General features: G+C 72.2%; 18 protein-coding genes and 1 tRNA gene. 12 read left to right on the forward strand and 7 right to left on the reverse strand.

Going from position 1 to position 20382, the window contains the following annotated elements; all coding sequences use genetic code 11:
- Positions 1 to 24 precede the first annotated feature (24 nt).
- From HD595_RS22160 to HD595_RS22175, 4 genes are all read right to left on the reverse strand, one after another.
- Entirely contained in the window at positions 25 to 861 is an 837-nt protein-coding gene (locus HD595_RS22160) for an NUDIX hydrolase (RefSeq protein ID WP_253771969.1), read from the reverse strand.
- Entirely contained in the window at positions 851 to 2911 is a 2061-nt protein-coding gene (locus HD595_RS22165; protein WP_253771971.1) for an RNA degradosome polyphosphate kinase, read from the reverse strand. Before HD595_RS22165 ends, HD595_RS22160 begins: the two co-directional genes overlap by 11 nt.
- Positions 2912 to 2964: 53 nt before the next feature.
- Positions 2965 to 3891 carry a TetR/AcrR family transcriptional regulator gene (locus HD595_RS22170; RefSeq protein WP_253771973.1) on the reverse strand — a complete coding sequence of 309 codons (927 nt, stop codon included), beginning with the start codon at positions 3889 to 3891 and terminating at the stop codon, positions 2965 to 2967.
- A gap of 79 nt (positions 3892 to 3970) precedes the next feature.
- Complete coding sequence (locus HD595_RS22175) at positions 3971 to 4909, reverse strand: acyl-CoA desaturase (protein WP_253771975.1); 939 nt, start codon at positions 4907 to 4909, stop codon at positions 3971 to 3973.
- A gap of 292 nt (positions 4910 to 5201) precedes the next feature.
- Between HD595_RS22175 and HD595_RS22180 the strand changes: the two genes are divergently transcribed.
- The 12 genes from HD595_RS22180 to HD595_RS22235 all read left to right on the forward strand — a co-directional run bounded on the left by HD595_RS22180 (position 5202) and on the right by HD595_RS22235 (position 17283).
- Positions 5202 to 5273 (forward strand) — tRNA-Gln (locus HD595_RS22180).
- Positions 5274 to 5397: 124 nt separating this feature from the next.
- Positions 5398 to 6864, forward strand: a complete 1467-nt coding sequence (gene glmU / locus HD595_RS22185; protein WP_253771977.1) for a bifunctional UDP-N-acetylglucosamine diphosphorylase/glucosamine-1-phosphate N-acetyltransferase GlmU — start codon at positions 5398 to 5400, stop codon at positions 6862 to 6864.
- Positions 6861 to 7838 (forward strand): ribose-phosphate diphosphokinase, encoded by a 978-nt coding sequence (locus HD595_RS22190; RefSeq protein WP_308211208.1) that lies wholly within the window; start codon positions 6861 to 6863, stop codon positions 7836 to 7838. The genes glmU and HD595_RS22190 overlap by 4 nt, the downstream gene beginning before the upstream one ends.
- Positions 7839 to 8007: 169 nt before the next feature.
- Positions 8008 to 8628 carry a 50S ribosomal protein L25/general stress protein Ctc gene (locus HD595_RS22195; RefSeq protein WP_253771979.1) on the forward strand — a complete coding sequence of 207 codons (621 nt, stop codon included), beginning with the start codon at positions 8008 to 8010 and terminating at the stop codon, positions 8626 to 8628.
- 90 nt (positions 8629 to 8718) lie between these two features.
- Entirely contained in the window at positions 8719 to 9303 is a 585-nt protein-coding gene (gene pth, locus HD595_RS22200) for an aminoacyl-tRNA hydrolase (protein WP_253771981.1), read from the forward strand.
- Between the two features lie 92 nt (positions 9304 to 9395).
- Entirely contained in the window at positions 9396 to 10856 is a 1461-nt protein-coding gene (locus HD595_RS22205) for a sugar transferase (RefSeq protein WP_420540714.1), read from the forward strand.
- A complete protein-coding gene (locus tag HD595_RS22210; protein ID WP_253771983.1) occupies positions 10856 to 11617 on the forward strand; it encodes a 3'(2'),5'-bisphosphate nucleotidase CysQ in 762 nt (253 codons plus the stop codon). The genes HD595_RS22205 and HD595_RS22210 overlap by 1 nt, the downstream gene beginning before the upstream one ends.
- A gap of 18 nt (positions 11618 to 11635) precedes the next feature.
- Positions 11636 to 12550 (forward strand): sulfate adenylyltransferase subunit CysD, encoded by a 915-nt coding sequence (gene cysD, locus HD595_RS22215; protein WP_253771985.1) that lies wholly within the window; start codon positions 11636 to 11638, stop codon positions 12548 to 12550.
- Between the two features lie 5 nt (positions 12551 to 12555).
- Positions 12556 to 13818 (forward strand): sulfate adenylyltransferase subunit CysN, encoded by a 1263-nt coding sequence (gene cysN / locus HD595_RS22220; protein WP_253771987.1) that lies wholly within the window; start codon positions 12556 to 12558, stop codon positions 13816 to 13818.
- 429 nt (positions 13819 to 14247) lie between these two features.
- The gene (locus tag HD595_RS22225; protein ID WP_253771989.1) at positions 14248 to 15165 is read left to right on the forward strand and encodes a sulfotransferase family protein; all 918 of its coding nucleotides are present in this window, start codon (positions 14248 to 14250) and stop codon (positions 15163 to 15165) included.
- A gap of 87 nt (positions 15166 to 15252) precedes the next feature.
- The gene (locus HD595_RS22230) at positions 15253 to 16182 is read left to right on the forward strand and encodes a glycosyltransferase family 2 protein (protein ID WP_253771991.1); all 930 of its coding nucleotides are present in this window, start codon (positions 15253 to 15255) and stop codon (positions 16180 to 16182) included.
- 327 nt (positions 16183 to 16509) lie between these two features.
- On the forward strand, positions 16510 to 17283 hold the full coding sequence (locus HD595_RS22235; protein ID WP_253771993.1) for a WecB/TagA/CpsF family glycosyltransferase: 774 nt from the start codon (positions 16510 to 16512) through the stop codon (positions 17281 to 17283).
- A gap of 14 nt (positions 17284 to 17297) precedes the next feature.
- On the opposite strand, the gene HD595_RS22240 is transcribed toward HD595_RS22235, so the two are convergent.
- The 3 genes from HD595_RS22240 to HD595_RS22250 all read right to left on the reverse strand — a co-directional run bounded on the left by HD595_RS22240 (position 17298) and on the right by HD595_RS22250 (position 20381).
- Complete coding sequence (locus tag HD595_RS22240; RefSeq protein ID WP_253771995.1) at positions 17298 to 18203, reverse strand: sulfotransferase; 906 nt, start codon at positions 18201 to 18203, stop codon at positions 17298 to 17300.
- A gap of 61 nt (positions 18204 to 18264) precedes the next feature.
- Positions 18265 to 19569 carry a lipopolysaccharide biosynthesis protein gene (locus HD595_RS22245; protein WP_253771997.1) on the reverse strand — a complete coding sequence of 435 codons (1305 nt, stop codon included), beginning with the start codon at positions 19567 to 19569 and terminating at the stop codon, positions 18265 to 18267.
- Positions 19557 to 20381 (reverse strand): sulfotransferase, encoded by an 825-nt coding sequence (locus tag HD595_RS22250; RefSeq protein WP_301310572.1) that lies wholly within the window; start codon positions 20379 to 20381, stop codon positions 19557 to 19559. Before HD595_RS22250 ends, HD595_RS22245 begins: the two co-directional genes overlap by 13 nt.
- Position 20382 lies beyond the last annotated feature (1 nt).

The following is a 20382-nucleotide window of genomic DNA, read 5'->3' on the forward strand; positions in this document are numbered from 1 at the left end:
CGCGGACGTCAAAGGGCGCGGACGTCAGGTGGTGTGGCGCTCCGCCGCGACCACCCGCCCGTCCGCGCGGTGCAGCACGGCCAGCTCCCCCTTCTCCAGCTCGGCCTCCTCGCCGCCGAGCCGCCGGAGCAGCTCCGGCAGCACCTTGCCGTGGCTGCACACGGCCGCCGGCCCGCGCAGCGCGGCCACCAGCGCCGCCGTCTTCTCCCGGTCCTGGCCCTCCTCGCTCAGCAGCGGCTCCAGCCGCGCCGGGGCCCCGTACGGCTCGACCGTCTGCACGCAGCGCAGGCTCGGCGAGCTGAGCAGCTCCTCGGGCCGGTAGGCGGCCAGCACGCCGGCCAGCGCCGCCGCCTGCGCGCGGCCCCCGGCGTCCAGGGGGCGCAGGGCGTCGTCGCCGTCCCACTCCCGCCGGGACCCGGCGGTGGCGTGCCGGATGAGGACGAGGGGCGTGGTGTCGAGCGGCGCGGCCGTGAGCGCGCCCGGCAGGCCGGTGTCCCACTCGTAGGTGAGCAGCGACCGCGCCTCGGCCACCGGCACCCACCGCAGCTCGTCCACCTCGTCGCCCGGCTCGAACACCTCCTGCTCCACGACCCGGGCCGTCCAGTAGTCCACCCGCTTGACCCGGCCCCCGATCAGGTAGTGGACCGTCGGCAGGGCGCGGCCGAGCACGACCGTCAGGCAGGTCTCCTCGCGCACCTCGCGCAGGGCGGCGGCGACGGGGTGCTCGCCCGGCTTGAGCTTGCCCTTGGGGAACGTCCAGTCGTCGTAGCGGGGCCGGTGGACGACGGCGACCTCGGGCGCGGCCGGGTCGCCCCGCCAGACGACGGCCCCGGCCGCGCGCAGTCCGCCGTCAGTCGTCAACAGTCCTCCAGCGGCGCGAGGCGATGAGCTGGTTCTGCAGGTCCTCGCCGGGGTGGTGGACCCACTTGCCGTCGCCGTCGAGCCACCAGGCGTTGGTGGTCTCGGCCATGGCCCGGTCCATGAGGTCGATCAGGTACGCCTTGTGCTGCGACGAGGTCACCTTGACCAGCGCCTCGACCCGGCGGTCCAGGTTGCGGCGCATCAGGTCGGCGCTGCCGATCCACACCTCGGGCCTGCGCCCCAGCCCGAACTCGTACACGCGCGAGTGCTCCAGGAACCTGCCCAGGATCGAGCGGACCTGGATGTTCTCGGACAGGTCGGGGACGCCGGGCCGCAGGATGCACACCCCGCGTACCCACAGGTCCACCGGCACGCCCTCGCGCGAGGCCCGGTAGAGCGCGTCGATGATCGGCTCGTCCACCAGGGAGTTCGTCTTGATCCTGATGCGCGCCGGGCGGCCGGCCCGCTGGTGGGCGATCTCCCGCTCGATCCGGGCCAGCAGCCCGCCGCGCATCGAGTGCGGGGCGACCAGCAGCCGGCGGTAGGCCGAGTGGTTGGAGTAGCCGGTCAGGTGGATGAACAGGTCGGTGACGTCCTCGCCGACCAGCGGGTCGGCGGTGAGCAGCCCGAAGTCCTCGTACTGCCGGGCGGTCTTGGGGTTGTAGTTGCCGGTGCCGATGTGGCAGTAGCGGCGCAGCTCCCCGGACGGCTCCTGGCGGACGACGAGGGCGAGCTTGCAGTGGGTCTTGAGCCCGACGACGCCGTAGACGACGTGGCAGCCGGCGCGCTCCAGCTTGCGGGCCCAGGTGATGTTGGCGTGCTCGTCGAAGCGGGCCTTGATCTCGACCACGACGACGACCTGCTTGCCGGCCTCGGCCGCGTCGATGAGGGCGTCCACGATGGGGGAGTCGCCGCTGGTGCGGTAGAGGGTCTGCTTGATGGCCAGCACCCTCGGGTCGGCGGCGGCCATCTCGATGAAGCGCTGCACGCTGGTGGAGAACGAGTCGTACGGGTGGTGCAGCAGCACGTCGCGCTCGCGCAGCACGCTGAAGATGTCGTCGTCGGCGCTGATGACCTCGGCGGGCACGAACGGCCGGTAGCTGAGCTCGCCCCGGTCGAGGTCGGCGATGGCGTGCAGGCCGGTCAGGTCCAAGGGCCCGGCGATGCGGTAGATCTCGTGCGGCGCCACGCCCAGCTCGTCCACGAGCAGCTCCAGCACCTCGGGCGTGATCGTGTCCTCGACCTCCAGCCGCACGGGCGGGCCGAAGCGGCGCTTGAGCAGCTCCTTCTCCAGGGCCTGCATGAGGTTCTCGGTGACGTCCTCGTCGACGTCGAGGTCCTCGTTCCTGGTGACCCGGAAGACGTGGTGCTGGACGATCTCCATGCCCTTGAAGAGCTGCCCGAGGTGGGCCGCGATCACGTCCTCCAGCGGCACGAACCGGCTCGGCGACGCCTGCACGAACCGGGGGAGCTGCGAGGGCACCTTGACCCGGGCGAAGACGGTGTGGTCGGTCGCCGGGTTGCGCACCACGACGGCCAGGTTGAGGCTGAGGCCCGAGATGTAGGGGAACGGGTGGGCGGGGTCCACGGCCAGCGGCGTGAGGACCGGCCTGATCCGCTCCCTGAACAGCTTGCGCAGCTCGGTGCGCTCCTCGCGGCCGAGGTCCGCCCAGCGGGCGATCTCGATGCCCTCGGCCGCCAGCCGCGGGACGATCGTGTCGTGGAAGAGGGTCGCGTGCCGGCCGGCCAGGTCGCCGGCGATGGTGGAGATGCGGACCAGCTCCTCGCGCGGCTTGAGCCCGCTCTTGGTCCGCAGCAACAGGCCCGTGGCCATGCGTCGTTTCAGCCCGGCCACCCGTACCCGGAAGAACTCGTCGAGGTTGCTGGCGAAGATGGCGAGGAAGCGCACCCGTTCCAGGAGTGGGAGCGAGGAGTCCTCGGCCAGCTCCAGCACCCGCTCGTTGAACTGCAGCCAGCTCTCCTCGCGGTTGAGGAACCTCTCCTGAGGCAGGGGCAGATCGGTTTCCGGTCGCAGCGGTTCCACGGACATATGTGAAATATGCCCTATTTATCTGAACGGAACGTTAACTAATCGGCAATGACCTATTCTCGCTGGTCAAGACTGTTGGGCCGGAGCTCCTCGCCCTGCCCCAACCGGGCGGCGCGCTCGGCGAGCCGGGCCTCCCGCTGGCGCAGCTTCTCCTCGCGCTCGCGGACCTTCTCGGCCTCCTTCAGCACCCGCTCCCGCTCCTTCTCGGCCTCCTTGAGCAGCCGCTCGCGCTCCTTCAGCTCGCGGACGCGGGCCTTCTCGGCCTCGCGCAGCTCCTTCTGGCGCGCCTTCTCGGCCTCCTTGAGCTCCTTCTCGCGGGCCTTCTCCAGCTCGCGCAGCTCCTTGTCGCTGGGCCAGGGCGGCTTGGCCACGATCGGGTGCGCGCGGGTCGTCACCGTGATCGCGGGTTGCGGGTTGAGCCCGGTCAGGCCGTTCCAGGCGAGGTTGACCAGGTGCGCCGCGACCTCCTCCCGGCCGGGCTTGCGCACGTCCAGCCACCACTGGCCGGTCAGGGCGACCATGCCGACCAGCATCTGGGCGTACATGGGGGCGAGCTTCGGGTCGTAGCCGCGGGAGGAGAACTCGTCGGCGAGCACGTCCTCGACCTGGCTCGCGATCTCGCTGATCAGGCTCGCGAACGAGCCCGTGCCGGACGCGGCGTGGGAGTCGCGCACGAGGATGCGGAAGCCCTCGCTGCTCTCCTCGATGTACTGGAGCAGTGCCAGGGCGGCCCGCTCCAGCTTGATCAGCGAGTGGGAGGCGGACAGCGCCTCGGTGATCATGGAGAGCAGCTTCTGCATCTCGCGGTCCACGACGACCGCGTAGACGCCCTCCTTGCCGCCGAAGTGCTCGTACACGACGGGCTTGGAGACCTGGGCGGTCGCGGCGATCTCCTCGATGGAGGTCCCGTCGAACCCCTTCTCGGCGAACAGGGTGCGGCTGATCCGGATCAGCTGCTCGCGTCGCTCTCTTCCGGTCATACGCCTGCGAGATCGGGGTTCGGTCACGGTTTCCATAATGGCGGTGCCGGGCGCGAGACCGGTCACCATGATGTCGCTGTCAGGCAACCCTCTTCGCCGCCAGCCGCTCCGGAGTCGGCCAGCGCACGTCGTACACCCAGCCCAGGCGCTCGAAGCCGCGGATGACCTCGGCGCTCAGATCGATCTGACCCTTCAGGGCCCCGTGGCGGGCGCACGTCGGGTCGGAGTGGTGCAGGTTGTGCCAGGACTCGCCGAAGGACGGGATCGCCAGCCACCAGACGTTGCGCGACTTGTCGCGGACCTGGAACTCCTCCTCGCCGAACACGTGGCAGATCGAGTTGATCGACCAGGTCACGTGGTGCAGCAGGCCGATGCGGACCAGCGAGCCCCAGAACAGCGCGGTCAGCGCGCCCTGCCACGACCAGGTGAGCAGGCCGCCGAGCACGCCGGGCAGCAGGAGCGAGGTGAGGGCCAGCGCGCCGAACCACTTGTGCAGCTTCATGACGTCCGGGTCCTTGCACAGGTCCGGGGCGTACTTCTCGCGGTTGGTGCGCTCGGCGTCGAACATCCAGCCCATGTGGGCGTACAGCAGGCCCTTGGCCATCGAGCGGAAGCCGGGACCGAAGCGCCACGGCGAGTGCGGGTCGCCCTCCTTGTCGGAGAACTTGTGGTGCTTGCGGTGGGTGGCCACCCAGTCCAGCACGGACATCTCCAGCGACAGGCTGCCGGCGATGCCGAGGGCGATCTTCAGGGGCCGCTTGGCCTTGAAGGAGCCGTGCGTGAAGTAGCGGTGCAGCCCCACGGTGACGCCGAGCCCCGAGACGACGTAGAAGACGAACATGATCACGATGTCCGTCCAGCCGAGCCCCCATCCCCACGCGAGCGGTACGGCGGCCACGAACGCGATCAGCGGAAGGCCGACCACCAGCGCGAAGGTGACGAGCTCCGCCTTGCTCCGCGGTTCGGGTTCGGCGTCAGGCTTCGGACCCGGAGTGGGGCGTTCGGCGACAACGGTCATGGGCTACCTCTCAGTCGTGTATGAGGATGAATGTCCGAGCTACGCAACCGTAACCTACGCCATCGTAAGTAAGGAAGCCCTAAGCCTCGAATGGGGAATGGGCAACGGTTCGCCGCCGGACCTGAGTGCATTCCGTACCTTGCGGGATTTGGGCACGTCTGCTACTGGCTCGCCCTACCCGGGCGGGATGTCATCAATCCGATGCGGAGCCTGCCGCGTTGCCGATGCGGGCGCGCGACGGGGTGCGGGCTCGGTATCGTAGGTGTGTCGGATGCCACGCGTGTCTGATTAATCCCGGATCGTCTAATCGGCAGGACAAGTGGTTTTGGTCCACTTTGTAGGGGTTCGAGTCCTCTTCCGGGAGCATTGAGGCATGCCCCTGCGGGGAGAAGCGGGGGCGGGACAGGTATCCTCGCGGTGTCGGGAGGGTTGCGGTGCGGTGGCCCGCATCCGGCCCTGATCCGTCCAGCCACAGGGAGCCTCAGTCCGTGAGTGTGCCGCGCCCGGCAGCCGTCATCGTCCTCGCCGCAGGCGAGGGCACCCGGATGAAGAGCCAGACCCCCAAAGTCCTGCACGAGGTATGCGGCCGAGCCCTGCTCGACCACATGCTCGCCGCCGCCCGCGACCTCGGCCCGGAGCGGCTGATCGTCGTCATCGGCCACGCCCGCGAGCGCGTCGGCGCGCACCTCGCCGAGACCAGCCCCGACGCGCAGGTCGTCGTCCAGCGTGAGCAACGGGGCACCGGCCACGCCGTCCGCACCGTCCTCGACGAGGTCGGCGCCGTGGACGGGACCGTCCTCGTCACCTACGGCGACGTGCCGCTGCTGCGGGCCGAGACCCTCTCGGCGCTGCTGGTCCGCCACTCCGCCGACCGCAACGCCGTCACCGTCCTCGCCGCCGAGGTGCCCGACCCGACCGGTTACGGCCGCATCGTCCGCGACGCGGCCGGTGCCGTCCTCGCCATCGTCGAGGAGAAGGACGCCACCGACGAGCAGCGCGCCATCAAGGAGATGAACTCCGGCATCTACGCCTTCGACGGCGCCCTGCTGGCCGACGCCGTCAAGCGGGTGTCCACCGACAACGCCCAGGGCGAGGAGTACCTCACCGACGTGCTGTCCATCCTGCGCGAGGACGGCCACCGGGTGGGCGCCCACACCGCCGCCGACTTCGCCGAGGTCGAGGGCGTCAACGACCGGGTCCAGCTCGCCCAGGCCCGCCAGGTGCTCAACCGGCGGATCCTGGAGCGCCACATGCGCGCCGGCGTCACCGTCGTCGACCCGGCCAGCACGTGGATCGACGTGGACGTCGAGATCGGCCCCGACGCCGTCGTCCACCCCGGCACCCAGCTCCACGGCCGCACCGTCATCGAGTCCGGTGCCGAGGTCGGCCCCGCCACCACGCTGACCTCCACTCGGGTCGGCGCCGGGGCCGTCGTGCGCAACGCCGTCTGCGACTCCGCCGAGGTCGGTCCCGGCGCGAGCGTCGGACCCTACGCCTACCTGCGCCCCGGCACGGTCCTCGGCCGCGGCTCCAAGGCGGGCACGTTCGTCGAGATGAAGAACACGCAGGTCGGCGAGCGCTCCAAGGTGCCCCACCTGTCGTACGCGGGCGACGCCACGATCGGCGACGACGTCAACATCGGCGCCGCGGTCGTGTTCGTCAACTACGACGGCGTCAACAAGCACCGCAGCACCGTGCGCGACGGCGCGTTCGTCGGCTGCGACAGCATGATCGTCGCGCCGGTGACCGTCGGCGACGGCGCCTACACCGCGGCGGGCTCGGTGATCGACGGCGACGTGCCCGCGGGCGCGATCGGCGTGGCCCGCGCCCGCCAGCGCAACATCGAGGGATGGGTGCTGCGCAGGCGCGCGGGCACCAAGTCGGCCGCGGCGGCCCAGCGCGCCCTGGCCGCACAGGAGGCCGCCGACCAGCACCAGCAGGGGAGCACGACGTGACGAGCATCAAGCAGCCGGGCGAGAAGAACCTCATGCTCTTCTCCGGCCGGGCCTACCCCGAGCTGGCCGAGGAGGTCGCCGAGCACGTCGGCGTCTCGCTCACCCCGACCAAGCTGGTCGACTTCGCCAACGGCGAGATCTACGCCCGCTACCTCGAATCCGTCCGCGGCTGCGACGCCTTCGTGATCCAGAGCCACACCTCGCCCATCAACCAGTGGATCATGGAGCAGCTCATCATGGTCGACGCGCTCAAGCGGGCCTCCGCCAAGCGCATCACCGTGGTCATGCCGTTCTTCGGCTACGCGCGCCAGGACAAGAAGGGGCGCGGGCGCGAGCCCATCACCGCCCGGCTGATGGCCGACCTGTTCTACACCGCGGGCGCCGACCGGCTCATGTCGATCGACCTGCACACCTCGCAGATCCAGGGCTTCTTCGACGGCCCGGTGGACCACCTGTTCGCCATGCCGGTCCTGGAGAGCTACCTGAAGAACAAGCTCGACCTGGCCACCACCACGGTCGTCTCGCCCGACACCGGCCGCGTCCGGCTGTCGGAGCGCTGGGCCGACACGCTCGGCACGCCGCTCGCCTTCATCCACAAGCGGCGCGACCTCGACGTGGCCAACCAGGTGAAGGTCAACGAGGTCGTCGGCAAGGTGCGCGGCCGTACCTGCGTGCTCATCGACGACATGATCGACACCGCCGGCACGATCTGCAAGGCGGCCGACGCCCTGTACGAGCAGGGCGCGACCAACGTGATCGTCGCCGCCACCCACGCGGTCTTCTCCGACCCGGCCGTCGACCGGCTGAAGAACTCCCGCATCAGCGAGGTCATCGTGACCAACACGCTCCCGCTGTCGCAGGAGGCCCGCTTCGACAAGCTCACCGTGCTGTCCATCGCGCCGCTCATCGCCCGGGCCATCACCGAGGTCTTCACCGACGGCTCCGTGACGAGCTTGTTCGAGGGTGACACATAAGCTGCGACGGATCCGCAGCGTAGCGAGGACATCCGTCGCAGCACGCCGAGCGGCAGCTCGGCCGGTAAAACGCTGTAAGCTTTGTTGGTCGCGCTCGTAACGCCTTCCGCTAGGGCGGGTGAGGGTGAGCGCCACAGATCCCGTTCGCTGAGCATCCCTAGGAGATGTCGTGTCCGAAGTACGTATCGCCGCCGAGTCGCGCACCACGTTCGGCAAGGGCGCCGCCCGCAAGATCCGCCGCGCCGACAAGGTCCCGGCCGTCCTGTACGGGCACGGCATCGAGCCCAAGCATCTCACCCTGCCGGGTCACGAGGTCCTCCTCGCCCTGCGCACGCCCAACGTGCTGATCCGCCTCCAGGGCGACGGCGTCGACGAGCTGGCCCTGCCCAAGGGCGTCCAGCGCGACCCGATCAAGGGCTTCGTCGAGCACGTCGACCTGCTCCTGGTCAAGCGCGGCGAGAAGGTCACCGTCGAGATCCCGGTCACCACGGTCGGCGACGTCAACTCCGAGGGCATCCTCGACCTCCAGATGACCTCCGTCGCCGTCGAGGCCGAGGCCACCCACATCCCCACCGGCGTCGAGGTCGACGTCGAGGGCCTGGAGGTGGGCGTCGCCATCACCGCCGGCGAGCTGAAGCTGCCGCAGGGCGCCACGCTGACCGCCGACCCGGAGGCCGTCATCCTCCAGGTCAGCGCCAAGCCGACCGAGGCCCCCGCCGAGGAGGAGGGCGCCGAGGGCGAGGTCGCCGAGGCTGCCACCGAGGGCGAGAGCGCCGAGGCCGCCGAGTAGTCACCGGACCAGTCAGCGGACGACGGGGCGGCCGGCGAGGTCCGGCCGCCCCGTCCCCGCGTCCTGGCCGCTCCAGCCCGAGGAGACTTCATGGACCGCTGGCTCATCGCCGGGCTGGGCAACCCCGGCGCCGAATACGCCGGCAACCGGCACAACGTCGGCTTCATGGTGCTCGACGAACTCGCCGCGCGGGCCGGGGGCCGGTTCAAGGCGCACAAGAGCAGGGCCGAGGTGCTGGAGACGCGCGCCGCGATCCTCGCCAAGCCGCTCACGTACATGAACCTGTCGGGCGGCCCGCTCAAGGCCCTGTCCGACTTCTACAAGATCGGTCCCGACCGCCTGATCGTCGTCCACGACGAGCTGGACGTGCCCTACGGCGCGCTGCGCGCCAAGCTCGGCGGCGGCGACAACGGCCACAACGGCCTCAAGTCGATCACCAAGTCGCTGGCCACCCGCGACTACCTCCGCGTCCGCTTCGGCATCGGCCGCCCGCCGGGCCGCATGGACCCGGCCGCCTTCGTGCTGCGCGACTTCGCCACCGCCGAGCGCAAGGACCTGCCCTTCCTCGTGGACCGCGCCGCCGACGTGGTCGAGTCGCTCATGGAGCGCGGGCTCGAAGTAACCCAGAACGAGTTTCACCGGGCAGATCTCAAGATTTCCGGCCCTCCACGCTGATCCCCACATAGGTCCGTTCGCGACCACGCCAGGGTGGCTGACGCTACTATCTGGTGACTGTCGGTTACGAGCTGATCACAGGGGGCGTTGCGGTGAGCGACGGCGAGGGGCTGTTGACCGTCGTCGGTTTCGGTCCCGGCTCCTCGTGGAGCGTGCGGCCACGGCTGCCCGGCTGGGTGCGGGCCTACCGGGTGCGCGCGCTCGCGTCCGACCTGCTCGGCGCCGCCGCCGGCTCCGCCGGGGCCTTCTTCCTGCGCTTCGGCGAGCTGACGCCCTACGCCGCGCCGTACCTCCTGGTCAGCGCCCTGCTGCCGGTGGTGTGGATCGTCGCGGTCGCGCTGAACCGGGCGTACGAGCCGCGCATGATCGGCATCGGCTCCGACGAGTTCCGCCGCGTCGTGCAGTGCGGCGTCGCGCTGACCGCCGCCACCGCCATCGGCTCGTACCTCACCAAGACCGACGTCGCGCGCGGCTACGTCGTCCTCGCGCTCCCGCTGGTGACGCTCATCACGCTGCTGCTCAGGTACGCCCTGCGCCGCTCCCTGCACCGCCGGCGCGCCCGCGGCGCCTGCATGCGCAGGGTCGTCGCCGTGGGTCACGCCGCCTCGGTCGCCGAGCTGGTGCACCTCTTCCGCCGCGAGCGGTACCACGGCATGGAGATCGTCGCCGCCTGCCTGCCCGCCGAGGCCGCGGGTGGCCGGGTGGCCGGCGTGCCCGTGGGCGGCGACTTCAGCGACGTGCCCATCGTCGTCGACCAGGCCCACGCCGACACCGTGGCCGTGCTGGCCTGCCCCGAGATGGACGGCGTGGCGCTGCGCCGGCTCGCCTGGCGGCTGGAGCGCACCCACACCGAGCTGGTGGTCGCGCCCGCGCTGATGGAGGTGGCCGGGCCGCGCACCACGATCAGGCCCGCCGCCGGGCTCCCGCTGCTGCACGTCGAGCACCCCGAGCTGACCGGCGCCCGCCAGCTCGTCAAGAACGCCTTCGACCGGGTCGTGGCCGCCGCCCTGCTGGTCCTGCTGGCCCCGCTGCTGCTCACGCTGGCCGTGGCGGTGCGCGCGACCAGCCCCGGCCCGGCCCTGTTCCGGCAGACCCGCGTCGGCCGGGACGGCCGGCCGTTCACGATCCTGAAGTTCCGCACGATGCGGCGCGGCTCCGAGCACCAGAAGATCACCCTCGTCAGCGACGCCGACGGGGTGCTGTTCAAGATCCGCAACGACCCGCGGGTCACTCCGCTCGGCTCCCTCATGCGCCGCCACTCCCTCGACGAGCTGCCGCAGCTCGTCAACGTGGTGCTCGGGCACATGTCGCTCGTGGGGCCCCGCCCGCCCCTCCCCGAAGAGGTCGACCGGTACGGCGACGACGTGCGCCGCCGCCTGCTCGTACGCCCCGGCCTGACCGGCCTGTGGCAGGTCAGCGGCAGATCCGACCTGTCGTGGGAGGAATCCGTCCGCCTCGACCTGCGTTACGTGGAGAACTGGTCCCTCATGCTCGACCTGCAGATCCTGTGGAAGACTTGGTCGGCCGTCGCCCGCGGGCAAGGAGCTTACTGATGACGATTCGCGACGACCACGCTCTCGCGGCCGACCTGGCCACAGAGGCGGGCGAGCGGCTGCTCGCGCTCCGCGCCCGCGAGGGCTTCGCCGACCCGGCCGGGCTGCGCGCCCTCGGCGACCGGGCCTCCCACGTGTTCCTCATGGAGTCGCTGTCGCGCCTGCGGCCGAGCGACTGCGTGCTGTCGGAGGAGTCCAGCCGCGAGGACCGGCTCGACCCGCGCCGGCTGAGCGCTCCCCGCGTGTGGATCGTGGACCCGCTCGACGGCACCCGGGAGTTCGCCGAGGAGGGCAGGTCCGACTGGGCCGTCCACGTCGCGCTGTGGGAGGGCGACCGGCTCACCGCCGGGGCCGTGGCGCTGCCCGCCCAGGGGCGCACGCTCAGCACCGGCGAGCCGCCCAAGCTGCCGGCCCACCGGGGCAGGTTCCGCATCGCGGTCAGCCGCACCCGCCCGCCGGAGTTCGTCCAGAAGCTCGCCTACCTCGTCGGCGCCGACCTCGTGCCCATCGGCTCGGCCGGGGCGAAGATCTCCGCGGTGCTCACCGGCGACGTCGAGGCGTACGTCCACGCCGGCGGCCAGTACGAGTGGGACTCCGCCGCGCCGGTGGCCGTCGCACAGGCCGCGGGAGCCCACACCAGCCGCATCGACGGCACGTCACTCACCTACAACAGACCGGATCCCTCGCTACCGGATATCCTTGTTTCCCTACCGGACTTGGCGTCATCCCTGCTCGCCGGGATCCGGGACCTGCACCGCTAACCGCCGGAGGAAGCTCCCATGCTCCAGCGCGACTACACGACGTCGCAGCTCGACGTGCTCGAGGCCGAAGCCATTCACATCATGCGCGAAGTCGCGGCGGAGTTCGAGCGTCCCTGTCTGCTTTTCTCCGGCGGCAAGGACTCCATCGTCATGCTGCGCATCGCCGAGAAGGCGTTCTGGCCGGCGGCCATGCCCTTCCCGCTCATGCACGTCGACACCGGCCACAACTTCGACGAGGTCATCGAGTTCCGCGACCGCCGCTCCCAGGAGCTCGGCGCGCGGCTCATCGTGGCCAGCGTCCAGGACTCGATCGACCAGGGCCGCGTGGTCGAGGACACCGGCCGGCGCGCCTCGCGCAACCGCCTGCAGACCACCACGCTGCTCGACGCCATCGAGGAGCACGAGTTCGACGCGGTCTTCGGCGGCGCCCGGCGCGACGAGGAGAAGGCCCGGGCCAAGGAGCGGGTGTTCTCCTTCCGCGACGACTTCGGCCAGTGGGACCCGAAGAACCAGCGCCCGGAGCTGTGGAACCTCTACAACTCCCGCATCCGCAAGGGCGAGCACATCCGGGTCTTCCCGCTGTCCAACTGGACCGAGCTCGACGTCTGGGACTACATCCGGCGCGAGGGCATCGAGATCCCGTCGATCTACTTCGCCCACACCCGCAAGGTGTTCGAGCGCGACGGCATGCTGCTGCCCGACGCCGAGGTCGTCCAGCGCGGCGACGACGAGCCGCTGTTCGAGGCCGTGGTGCGCTACCGCACCGTCGGCGACATGACCTGCACCGGTGCGGTGCAGTCCACGGCCGCCACGGTCGAGGAGATCATCGAGGAGATCGCGGCCACCCGGATCACCGAGCGCGGGGCCACCAGGGCCGACGACCGCGCCTCGGAGGCCGCCATGGAGGACCGCAAGCGGGAAGGTTACTTCTAGAACCGATGGACATTCTGCGTTTCGCCACGGCGGGAAGCGTCGACGACGGCAAGTCCACCCTGATCGGGCGCCTGCTCTTCGACTCCAAGGCCATCTTCGAGGACCAGCTGGAGGCCGTCGAGCGCACCTCGCGGGACCGCGGCACCGAGTACACCGACCTGTCGCTGCTCACCGACGGCCTGCGGGCCGAGCGGGAGCAGGGCATCACGATCGACGTGGCCTACCGGTACTTCGCCACGCCACGCCGCAAGTTCATCATCGCCGACACCCCCGGGCACATCCAGTACACCCGGAACATGGTCACCGGCGCCTCCACCGCCGACCTGGCGATCATCCTCATCGACGCCCGCAAGGGCGTGCTGGAGCAGTCGCGCCGCCACGCGTTCCTGACCTCGCTGCTGCGGGTGCCGCACCTGGTGCTCGCCGTCAACAAGATGGACCTGGTCGACTACTCCCAGGAGCGCTTCGAGGAGATCCGCGAGGAGTTCACGGCGTTCGCCTCCAAGCTCAACGTGGGCGACCTGACGTTCATCCCGATCTCCGCGCTCAACGGCGACAACGTCGTCTCCCGGTCGGAGAACATGCCCTGGTACAACGGCTCGTCGCTGCTGCACCACCTGGAGAACGTGCACATCGCCTCCGACCGCAACCTGGTCGACGTGCGCTTCCCCGTCCAGTACGTCATCCGCCCGCAGAAGGCCAACGACCACGCCTTCCACGACTACCGCGGCTACGCCGGGCAGGTCGCGGGCGGCGTGCTCAAGCCGGGCGACGAGGTCGTCCACCTGCCCTCGGGCCTGACCACCCGGATCGCCTCCATCGACACCTTCGACGGCCCCGTCGAGGAGGCGTTCCCCCCGATGTCGGTCACCCTCCGCTTCGAGGACGACCTCGACATCTCCCGCGGCGACATGATCGCCCGCCCCAACAACCGGCCGCACGTGGCCCAGGACCTCGAAGCCATGGTCTGCTGGATGGCCGACGGCGCCAAGCTGGCGCCGCGGACCAAGCTCACCATCAAGCACACCACCCGTACGGCGCGGGCGCTCGTGCGCGACCTGCACTACCGGCTCGACGTCAACACGCTGCACCGCGACGAGGAGGCCACCTCGCTCGGCCTCAACGAGATCGGGCGCGTGTCGCTGCGGGTCACCCAGCCGCTCTTCGTGGACGACTACGCGCGCAACCGGCTCACGGGCGGCTTCATCCTGGTGGACGAGGCCACCAACGGCACGGTCGCGGCGGGCATGATCCTCGAAGCCCGCTGACCCTCCTGTGGGCGGGGGCCACGCCGCCTCCGTCCCCCTGGGGACGCCAGCCCGCGTCATCACCGGCCTCCGTCCCGCCCGGGACGGAGGCCGCGTCGCCACCGGGCCCACCCCTCGGAGACGCCAGCCCGTATCGCCGCCGACCTCTGTCCCGTCCGGGGCGGGGCTGCGTCGCTACCGGCCCTCTTCAGTGACGGCAGCCCGCGTCGCCGCCGGTCTCCCTCTCCTCCGGGGCGTGGGTCGCGTCGTCACCGACCCCACCCCTCAAAGACGCGAGGCCGCGTCGCCGCCCGCCCTTCTCCTCTCCAGGACAGAGACCGGTCGGCTTTTCGGTTAGATCTTTTGGGGTTTCACTGACGCTCTCATTACGCTGCGCGCTAGTCTCGTCACGTTCCGTGTAACGACTAGCACAGGAAAGCCCATTCCCCCGTGACTCACCCTTCGACAGCCACCCGGGTGGTCTTCCTGGGCGGCCTCGGCCGTAGCGGTACCACGCTGCTGGAGAGGCTGCTGGGGGAGCTGCCCGGCGTGGCGCCCCTCGGTGAGGTCGTACACCTCTGGGCCCGCGGCGTCCTGGCCGGTGAGCCGTGCGGCTGCGGCCGGCCGTTCGGCGCGTGCCCGTTCTGGACGGCCGTCGGCGAGCACGCCTTCGGCGGCTGGACCCGGCCGCTCGCCGAGCGGGTCCTCGCGCTGCGCCGCCGCGTCGACCGTACCCGCCGCGTCCTGCGCATCGGCCACCCCGACCTGGACGAGTACGTCCACGCCTACCGCCGTATCCACGAAGCCGCCGCGCGGGTCGCCGGCGCCTCCGTCGTCATCGACTCCAGCAAGCACGCCTCCCTGGCCCACTGCCTGGCCGAGGGCGGAGCGAGCATCCACGTCGTCCACGTGGTGCGCGACCCTCGGGCCGTCGCGCACTCCTGGCGCAAGGCCGTACGCCGGCCGGAGGACGGGCGGCCGATGACCCGCTGGGGCCCCGCCCGGACCGCGCTCCACTGGAGCGCCCAGAACGTCGCGCTCGACCTCCTCGCCCGCCGCGACCGGCGAGGCGGAGCGGACGTCCAGGTCACCCGGCTGCGGTACGAGGATCTCATCGCCGCGCCGGAGGCCACGCTGACCGATCTCGCGCACCGGCTCGGGCTGCGCGCCGAGTTCCCGTTCGTGACCGGCTCGACGGCGCACATCACCACGGCCCACACGGTGTCGGGCAACCCCATGCGGTTCGCGGTGGGCCCGGTCGGGCTGGCACTCGACGAGTCGTGGCGCTCCGGCGCCCATCGCGGCCTGGTCGCCGCCCTCACCTGGCCGCTGCGCTCCCGGTACGGCTACCACGGGGTGACGGCATGAGATGGCGGCTGCGGCTCCGGTACGACGGCCGCGGGGTGACGGCATGAGGCGGCTGCGGTTCCGGTACGGCCGCCGCGGGGTGATGGCATGACGCGGCCGGCCGGAGAGGCGGCGCCGTCGGTCGGCGTGGTGATCCCCACGCGCGGAGACCGGCCAGTCCACCTCGGCGTCGCCGTCCGCGCGGCGCTGGAGCAGGAGCACCCGGGCAGGATCTCCGTGGTCGTGGTGGCCGACGGCGCGCCGCACGAGACGGTGGCCGACCGGCTCGCCGGCGTTCCGACGCGGGCCGGCCGCGACGTCCGCGTGCTGCCCAACTGCCTCACCCCCGGCCTCCCCGGGGCGCGCAACACCGGGATCGCCGCCTCCCACACCGACTTGATCGCGTTCTGCGACGACGACGACCAGTGGCTGCCCGGCAAGCTCGCCGCCCAGGTCGCCGCGCTGGCCGAGACGGGCGCCGAGTTCGCGAGCTGCGGGATCGAGGTCGAGCACGGCGGGCACCGGGTGCCACGGCTGGCCGGCGCCACCACCGTGACCGAGGCCGACCTGCTGCGCTCGCGCATGGTGATGGTGCACTCTTCGACGTTCCTGTTCCGGCGGGGCGCGCTGTGGGTGGACGAGAGTGCCCCCTGCGGTCAGAACGAGGACTGGGACTTCGCCCTGCGCGCCGCCCGCCGCCATCCGCTCGCGAACGTCGATCGTCCCCTCGTACGCGTCCGCTGGGGCTCGTCCCACTACGCGGCCCGATGGGGCGAGCGCATCGCCGGGCTGGAGTGGATGCTGGCCCGGCACGCCGGCCTGGCCGCCGACCCGCGCGGCGCCGCCCGCGTCTACGGCCAGCTCGCCTTCCACCACGCCGCGCTGGGCCACCGGCGCGAGGCGGGACGCTGGGCGCTGCGCGCGTTCGCCACCCGGCGCTCGGAGCCGCGCGCGCCCATCGCGCTCGCGGTGGCGGCCGGCCTCATCCCGGCGGCCAGGGTGCTGTCACTGCTCCACGACCGCGGACACGGCATTTGACCCGGCCCGATCCTGTCTGGCCGGGCGGCGCACGGTTGATCCGCTCTGGCCCTCTCTCGCCGGTACGAGCACGCGTCGCGACGGACCGGCCTCGATCGGCAGGGCTCGGGAGCACCCGCGGCGAGACGTCCACGCCGGTGGAGGGCGGCCGCACGGAGGAGACATTCCCGGCTGGCGGAGGGCGGCCCCGCGGAGGAGACGTTCCAGGCTGACGGAGGGCGGCAGCGAGGGGAGGCCCCGGGATTGGCAGGACGGCGCAGTGTGGAGGAGGCGTTCCCGTTGCGAGGAGAGGAGGCGGCGTCGGTCCTCGCGGAAGGGGTCGGTCAGGTGCCTGAGGCGCCTCGCCGCGTGCTCGTCGGCGGGGTGACCGTCGACGCGCTGAGTGAGGCGCAGGTGGTGGCGCGCGTGGTGGCCGGGCTGGCGGCCGGTCGCGGCGGACGCATCGTCACCCCCAACGTCGACATCTGCCGCTCCGCCGCCGCCGACCCCGCGCTGAGGGAGCTGGTCAACACCGCCGACCTGGTCGTGGCCGACGGGATGCCGCTGGTGTGGGCCTCGCGGCTGCTGGGCGTGCCGCTGCCCGAGCGCGTCACCGGCGCCGACCTGATCTGGTCGCTGAGCGGCCCGGCGGCCGAGCGCGGGTGGCCGGTGTACCTGCTCGGCGGGCCGCCCGGGGTGGCCGTGTCGGCGGCGCGGGCGCTCGTCCGCCGCCTTCCCGGCCTGAGGGTCTGCGGGGTCGAGTCCCCGCCGTACGCCTTCGACCGCACCGCCGCGGGGACGGCCCGGGTGCTGCGCCGGGTGGTGGCGGCCCGGCCCAGGATCGTGTTCGTGGGGCTCGGGTTCCCGCGCCAGGACCGGCTCGTGGCCGTGCTGCGCGAGCGGCTCCCGGACGCCTGGTTCGTGGGCTGCGGGGCGGCCCTCGCCTTCGCCGGGGGTACGGTGCCCCGGGCGCCCGGGTGGATGCGGCGGGCCGGGCTGGAGTGGGCGTTCCGCCTGGCGACGGACCCGGGACGACTGGCGCGCCGCTACCTCGTGGACGACCTGCCCTTCGCCGCCCGCCTCCTCGCCACCAGCCTCCTGACCCGCCGCCCCACCTGCTGACCCTCCGTGGCGGGTCACGGGGTGGTGGTGAGGGCGCGGATGCGGGTGACGTCCTCGGGCGTCAGCCCTCGCGTGGCCCTGGTCAGGGCCTGACGGGAGTCCATCCGCCGGTACGCCGTCCGCGACAGCCCCGACCAGGCGAACCCGCCACGCCCCTCGCTCCCGCCGCCCGTGCACGCCCTCCGCACCCGCCGCTCGACGACCCGCGACCAGGTCAGCCCCGCGTGCCCGTACAGGTGCCGGAACCCGGCCACCGGATCGGCCGCCAGCCACTCGTACCCCACGATCAGGATCCCCGGCGTGCGGGCCAGGATCCGGTGCGTCGCCCGCCACAGCGCCGCCGCCTTGGCGATCCGGTCGGTGGAGTCGGCGAGCGGGCGCAGCTCCAGCAGTTCGGGGTGGTCGCGGACCAGCAGGGGTTGGTCGAGGAGCTCGTGGAAGGAGACGGTCCAGCCGAGCCGCTGCCAGCTCGCCACGAAGGAGACCGGGTCGCGTTCGAGCGCGATCACCGTGCAGCCGAGCCGGCGGGCGAACCAGGCGGCCGACAGCACCGCGAACGGGTCGTCGAGCAGCGCCCGCCGTCCCGTCAGCCGGCCGAGCGTGAACGACGTGCCGTACTTGAGCAGCCGCGCGAGGTCGTCCGGCGAGCGGTTGGCGCGCAGCTCGGCGCCGAACCGGTAGCGCAGGGCGACCGTGTCGCGGAAGGCGGGCAGCCAGTCGGCGGTGTTGTCGTCGCAGATGTACTGGAAACGGTGCGTGACGGTCGCGCGCAGGACCCCGGGGGAGCGGCCGGGCGGGCGCTGGGGGTTGAGCGGCTCGTTGACGTAGACGGCCTCGCGGCCGGCCGTGAGCATCTTGCCGGTCCAGCTCGTACCGCTCCTGGGCAGCCCCGTGACGAGAACGGGCGGACCGGCCGTCATACGGCGGCCCGGGCGCGAACACGGGTGGGTATGGAGCGGTGTGGGCGTGGACGGTGGGTGGTCATGCGGCGGACCAGGAGCGGACGCGGAAGGCGGTCAGCGTGTGGCGGCCGAAGGGGCGCAGGCCGTAGCGGCGGTGCAGCCGCCACAGCGGCAGCAGGTTCTTCACCAGCGTCCCGCCCGACCACCCGAGCGCGGCCCCCAGCGCCCCATGCCCCGGGATCAGCGCCACGTCGAGCGCGATCGTCGCGGCCGTGGCGGCGACGAGGTTGGCGAGGCTGGCCGTGGTGTGTCCGGCCGCGGTCAGGACCACGTCCACCAGGCCGCAGGCCGTCGCCACCATCATCGTGGCGGCCAGCACCAGCGCCACGGGGACCGCCGCCGGGTACGCGGGCCCGAACAGGCCGAGCGCCCACGGCGCGAGCGCGGCGTACCCGAGCCAGACGGGCCACGTCGCCAGCACCAGCCACGCCGTCGTCACCTGGTACAGCTCCCGGGCGCGCGCGTGCTCGCCGTCGGCCAGCGCCCGTACGAGCCGAGCCTGTACGGCCTGCGCCATGCCCTGCCCGGCGAGCTGGCCGACGACCTTGAACCGGGTGGCCGCCGTGTAGACGGCCGCCTGGGCGGGACCGCCGAGCACGGCGACGATCACGATGTCGAGCCGCTGGAACACCGCCTGGACCGCCCCGGCCACCGACCGGGGGGCCGTGTGCCGCCACAGGTCGTGGGCCGTGCCGGGCAGGTAGGGGGTGCGCGGCACCCGGCCCCGCAGGCCGTACGCGGCGAGGACGAGCACCGGCAGGTACGGCAGAGCCCAGGCGAACGGCAGCCACGCGGGAGCCGCGGCGAGGGCTGCGGCGGTCACCAGGACGAGCTGGGCCACCGGCAGCAGCAGCCCGTCGAGCAGCACGGTGGGCCGCATCGCGCCGAACCCCCGGGTGGCGGCCAGCAGCACGTCACCGGCGACGATGACCGGCAGCGCCAGCGACAGGAACCCCAGCCGGGGGAACAGCAGCGCGGCGGCGGCCACGGAGACCACCGCGCACGGCACCAACGCCGCCCGGATATATCCGGATATGCCGCGGTAGTCGTAGGTGGCGGCCCGGGCGATGAAGAACACCAGCCCGTTGCCCGCGTCCAGCTTGGCCACCCCCGCGGCCATGAGCGCCAGCGCGGTCATGGTGAAGAACGCCCCGGCCTGCTCGGCGGAGAAGGCCCTGGTGACGACCACCACGAGGAGGAACTGGGCCAGCGCGCCCGCGACTGCCCCGGCCAGCCCGGCGGCGCCCGCCCGCGCCACCTGCCCCAGGAGCGAGGCCGCGCCGGGGAGCGGGCGCCGGAGCACGGACCGGGTCAGCGACGCCACGACGGCTCACCTCCGAGCCAGCGCACGAGCCGCGCGTCGTCCGCCTCGAAGTGGTCGCTCAGCCGCCGCCGCACCGACTCGGGCAGCGACTTGGGCCGCGACCGGCCGTTGTGCCGCTCGAAGACCGGATGGCCGAGGTGCGGCACCTCCAGGAAGTCCAGGACCCGGTCGTAGACGCCCTCCGGCTCGGCGAAGAACGCGTGGCTGTCGAGCACCAGGATGCGCTCGCGCCCGAACAGCGGCTCCAGCCGGTCGAGCTGCTCGGCGTAGCGGCCCCGGGCCAGGTAGGCGTGGTGGCGGTGGGAGTGGTGCAGGGAGTGCGGGCGCGTCCGCAGGCTCTCCTCGGCCCCGGCCAGCCGCGCGGCCTCCAGCTCCACCGCGTACTCGAAGTGCGACTCCGTCTCGAACCCCCGCGCCAGCTCGTGCGCGTGCGCCGAGCAGGCCCGCTCGACGGGGTCGCGCACCAGGACCAGCAGCTTCACGCCGGGCAGGTCGGCGGCGATGCGCTCACCGGCCAGCGGGTGGAACAGGTAGTACGGCGACGACTCGAACGCCTGCGGCCGGGCGCCGTGCCGGCTCGCCGCCAGCGACGCGGCGGCCCGCAGCGGGAAGTGCGCCCGGTACCACGACGGGCCGCGCTCGTAGCCGACGTCGAAGTAGTGGACGCCCTTGTGCAGCACCGGCTTGAACAGCGCCGGATGCTGGGCCAGCGCCCGGTAGAGCGACGTGGTGCCGCACCGCTGCGCCCCCACGATAAGGAACGACGGCAGCAGCCGCGCCCCGGACGTCAGCCTGCCGGCGGTGCGCGACATG

The sequence above is a fragment of the Nonomuraea roseoviolacea subsp. carminata genome, from assembly GCF_024172185.1.
GTDB lineage: Bacteria > Actinomycetota > Actinomycetes > Streptosporangiales > Streptosporangiaceae > Nonomuraea > Nonomuraea roseoviolacea.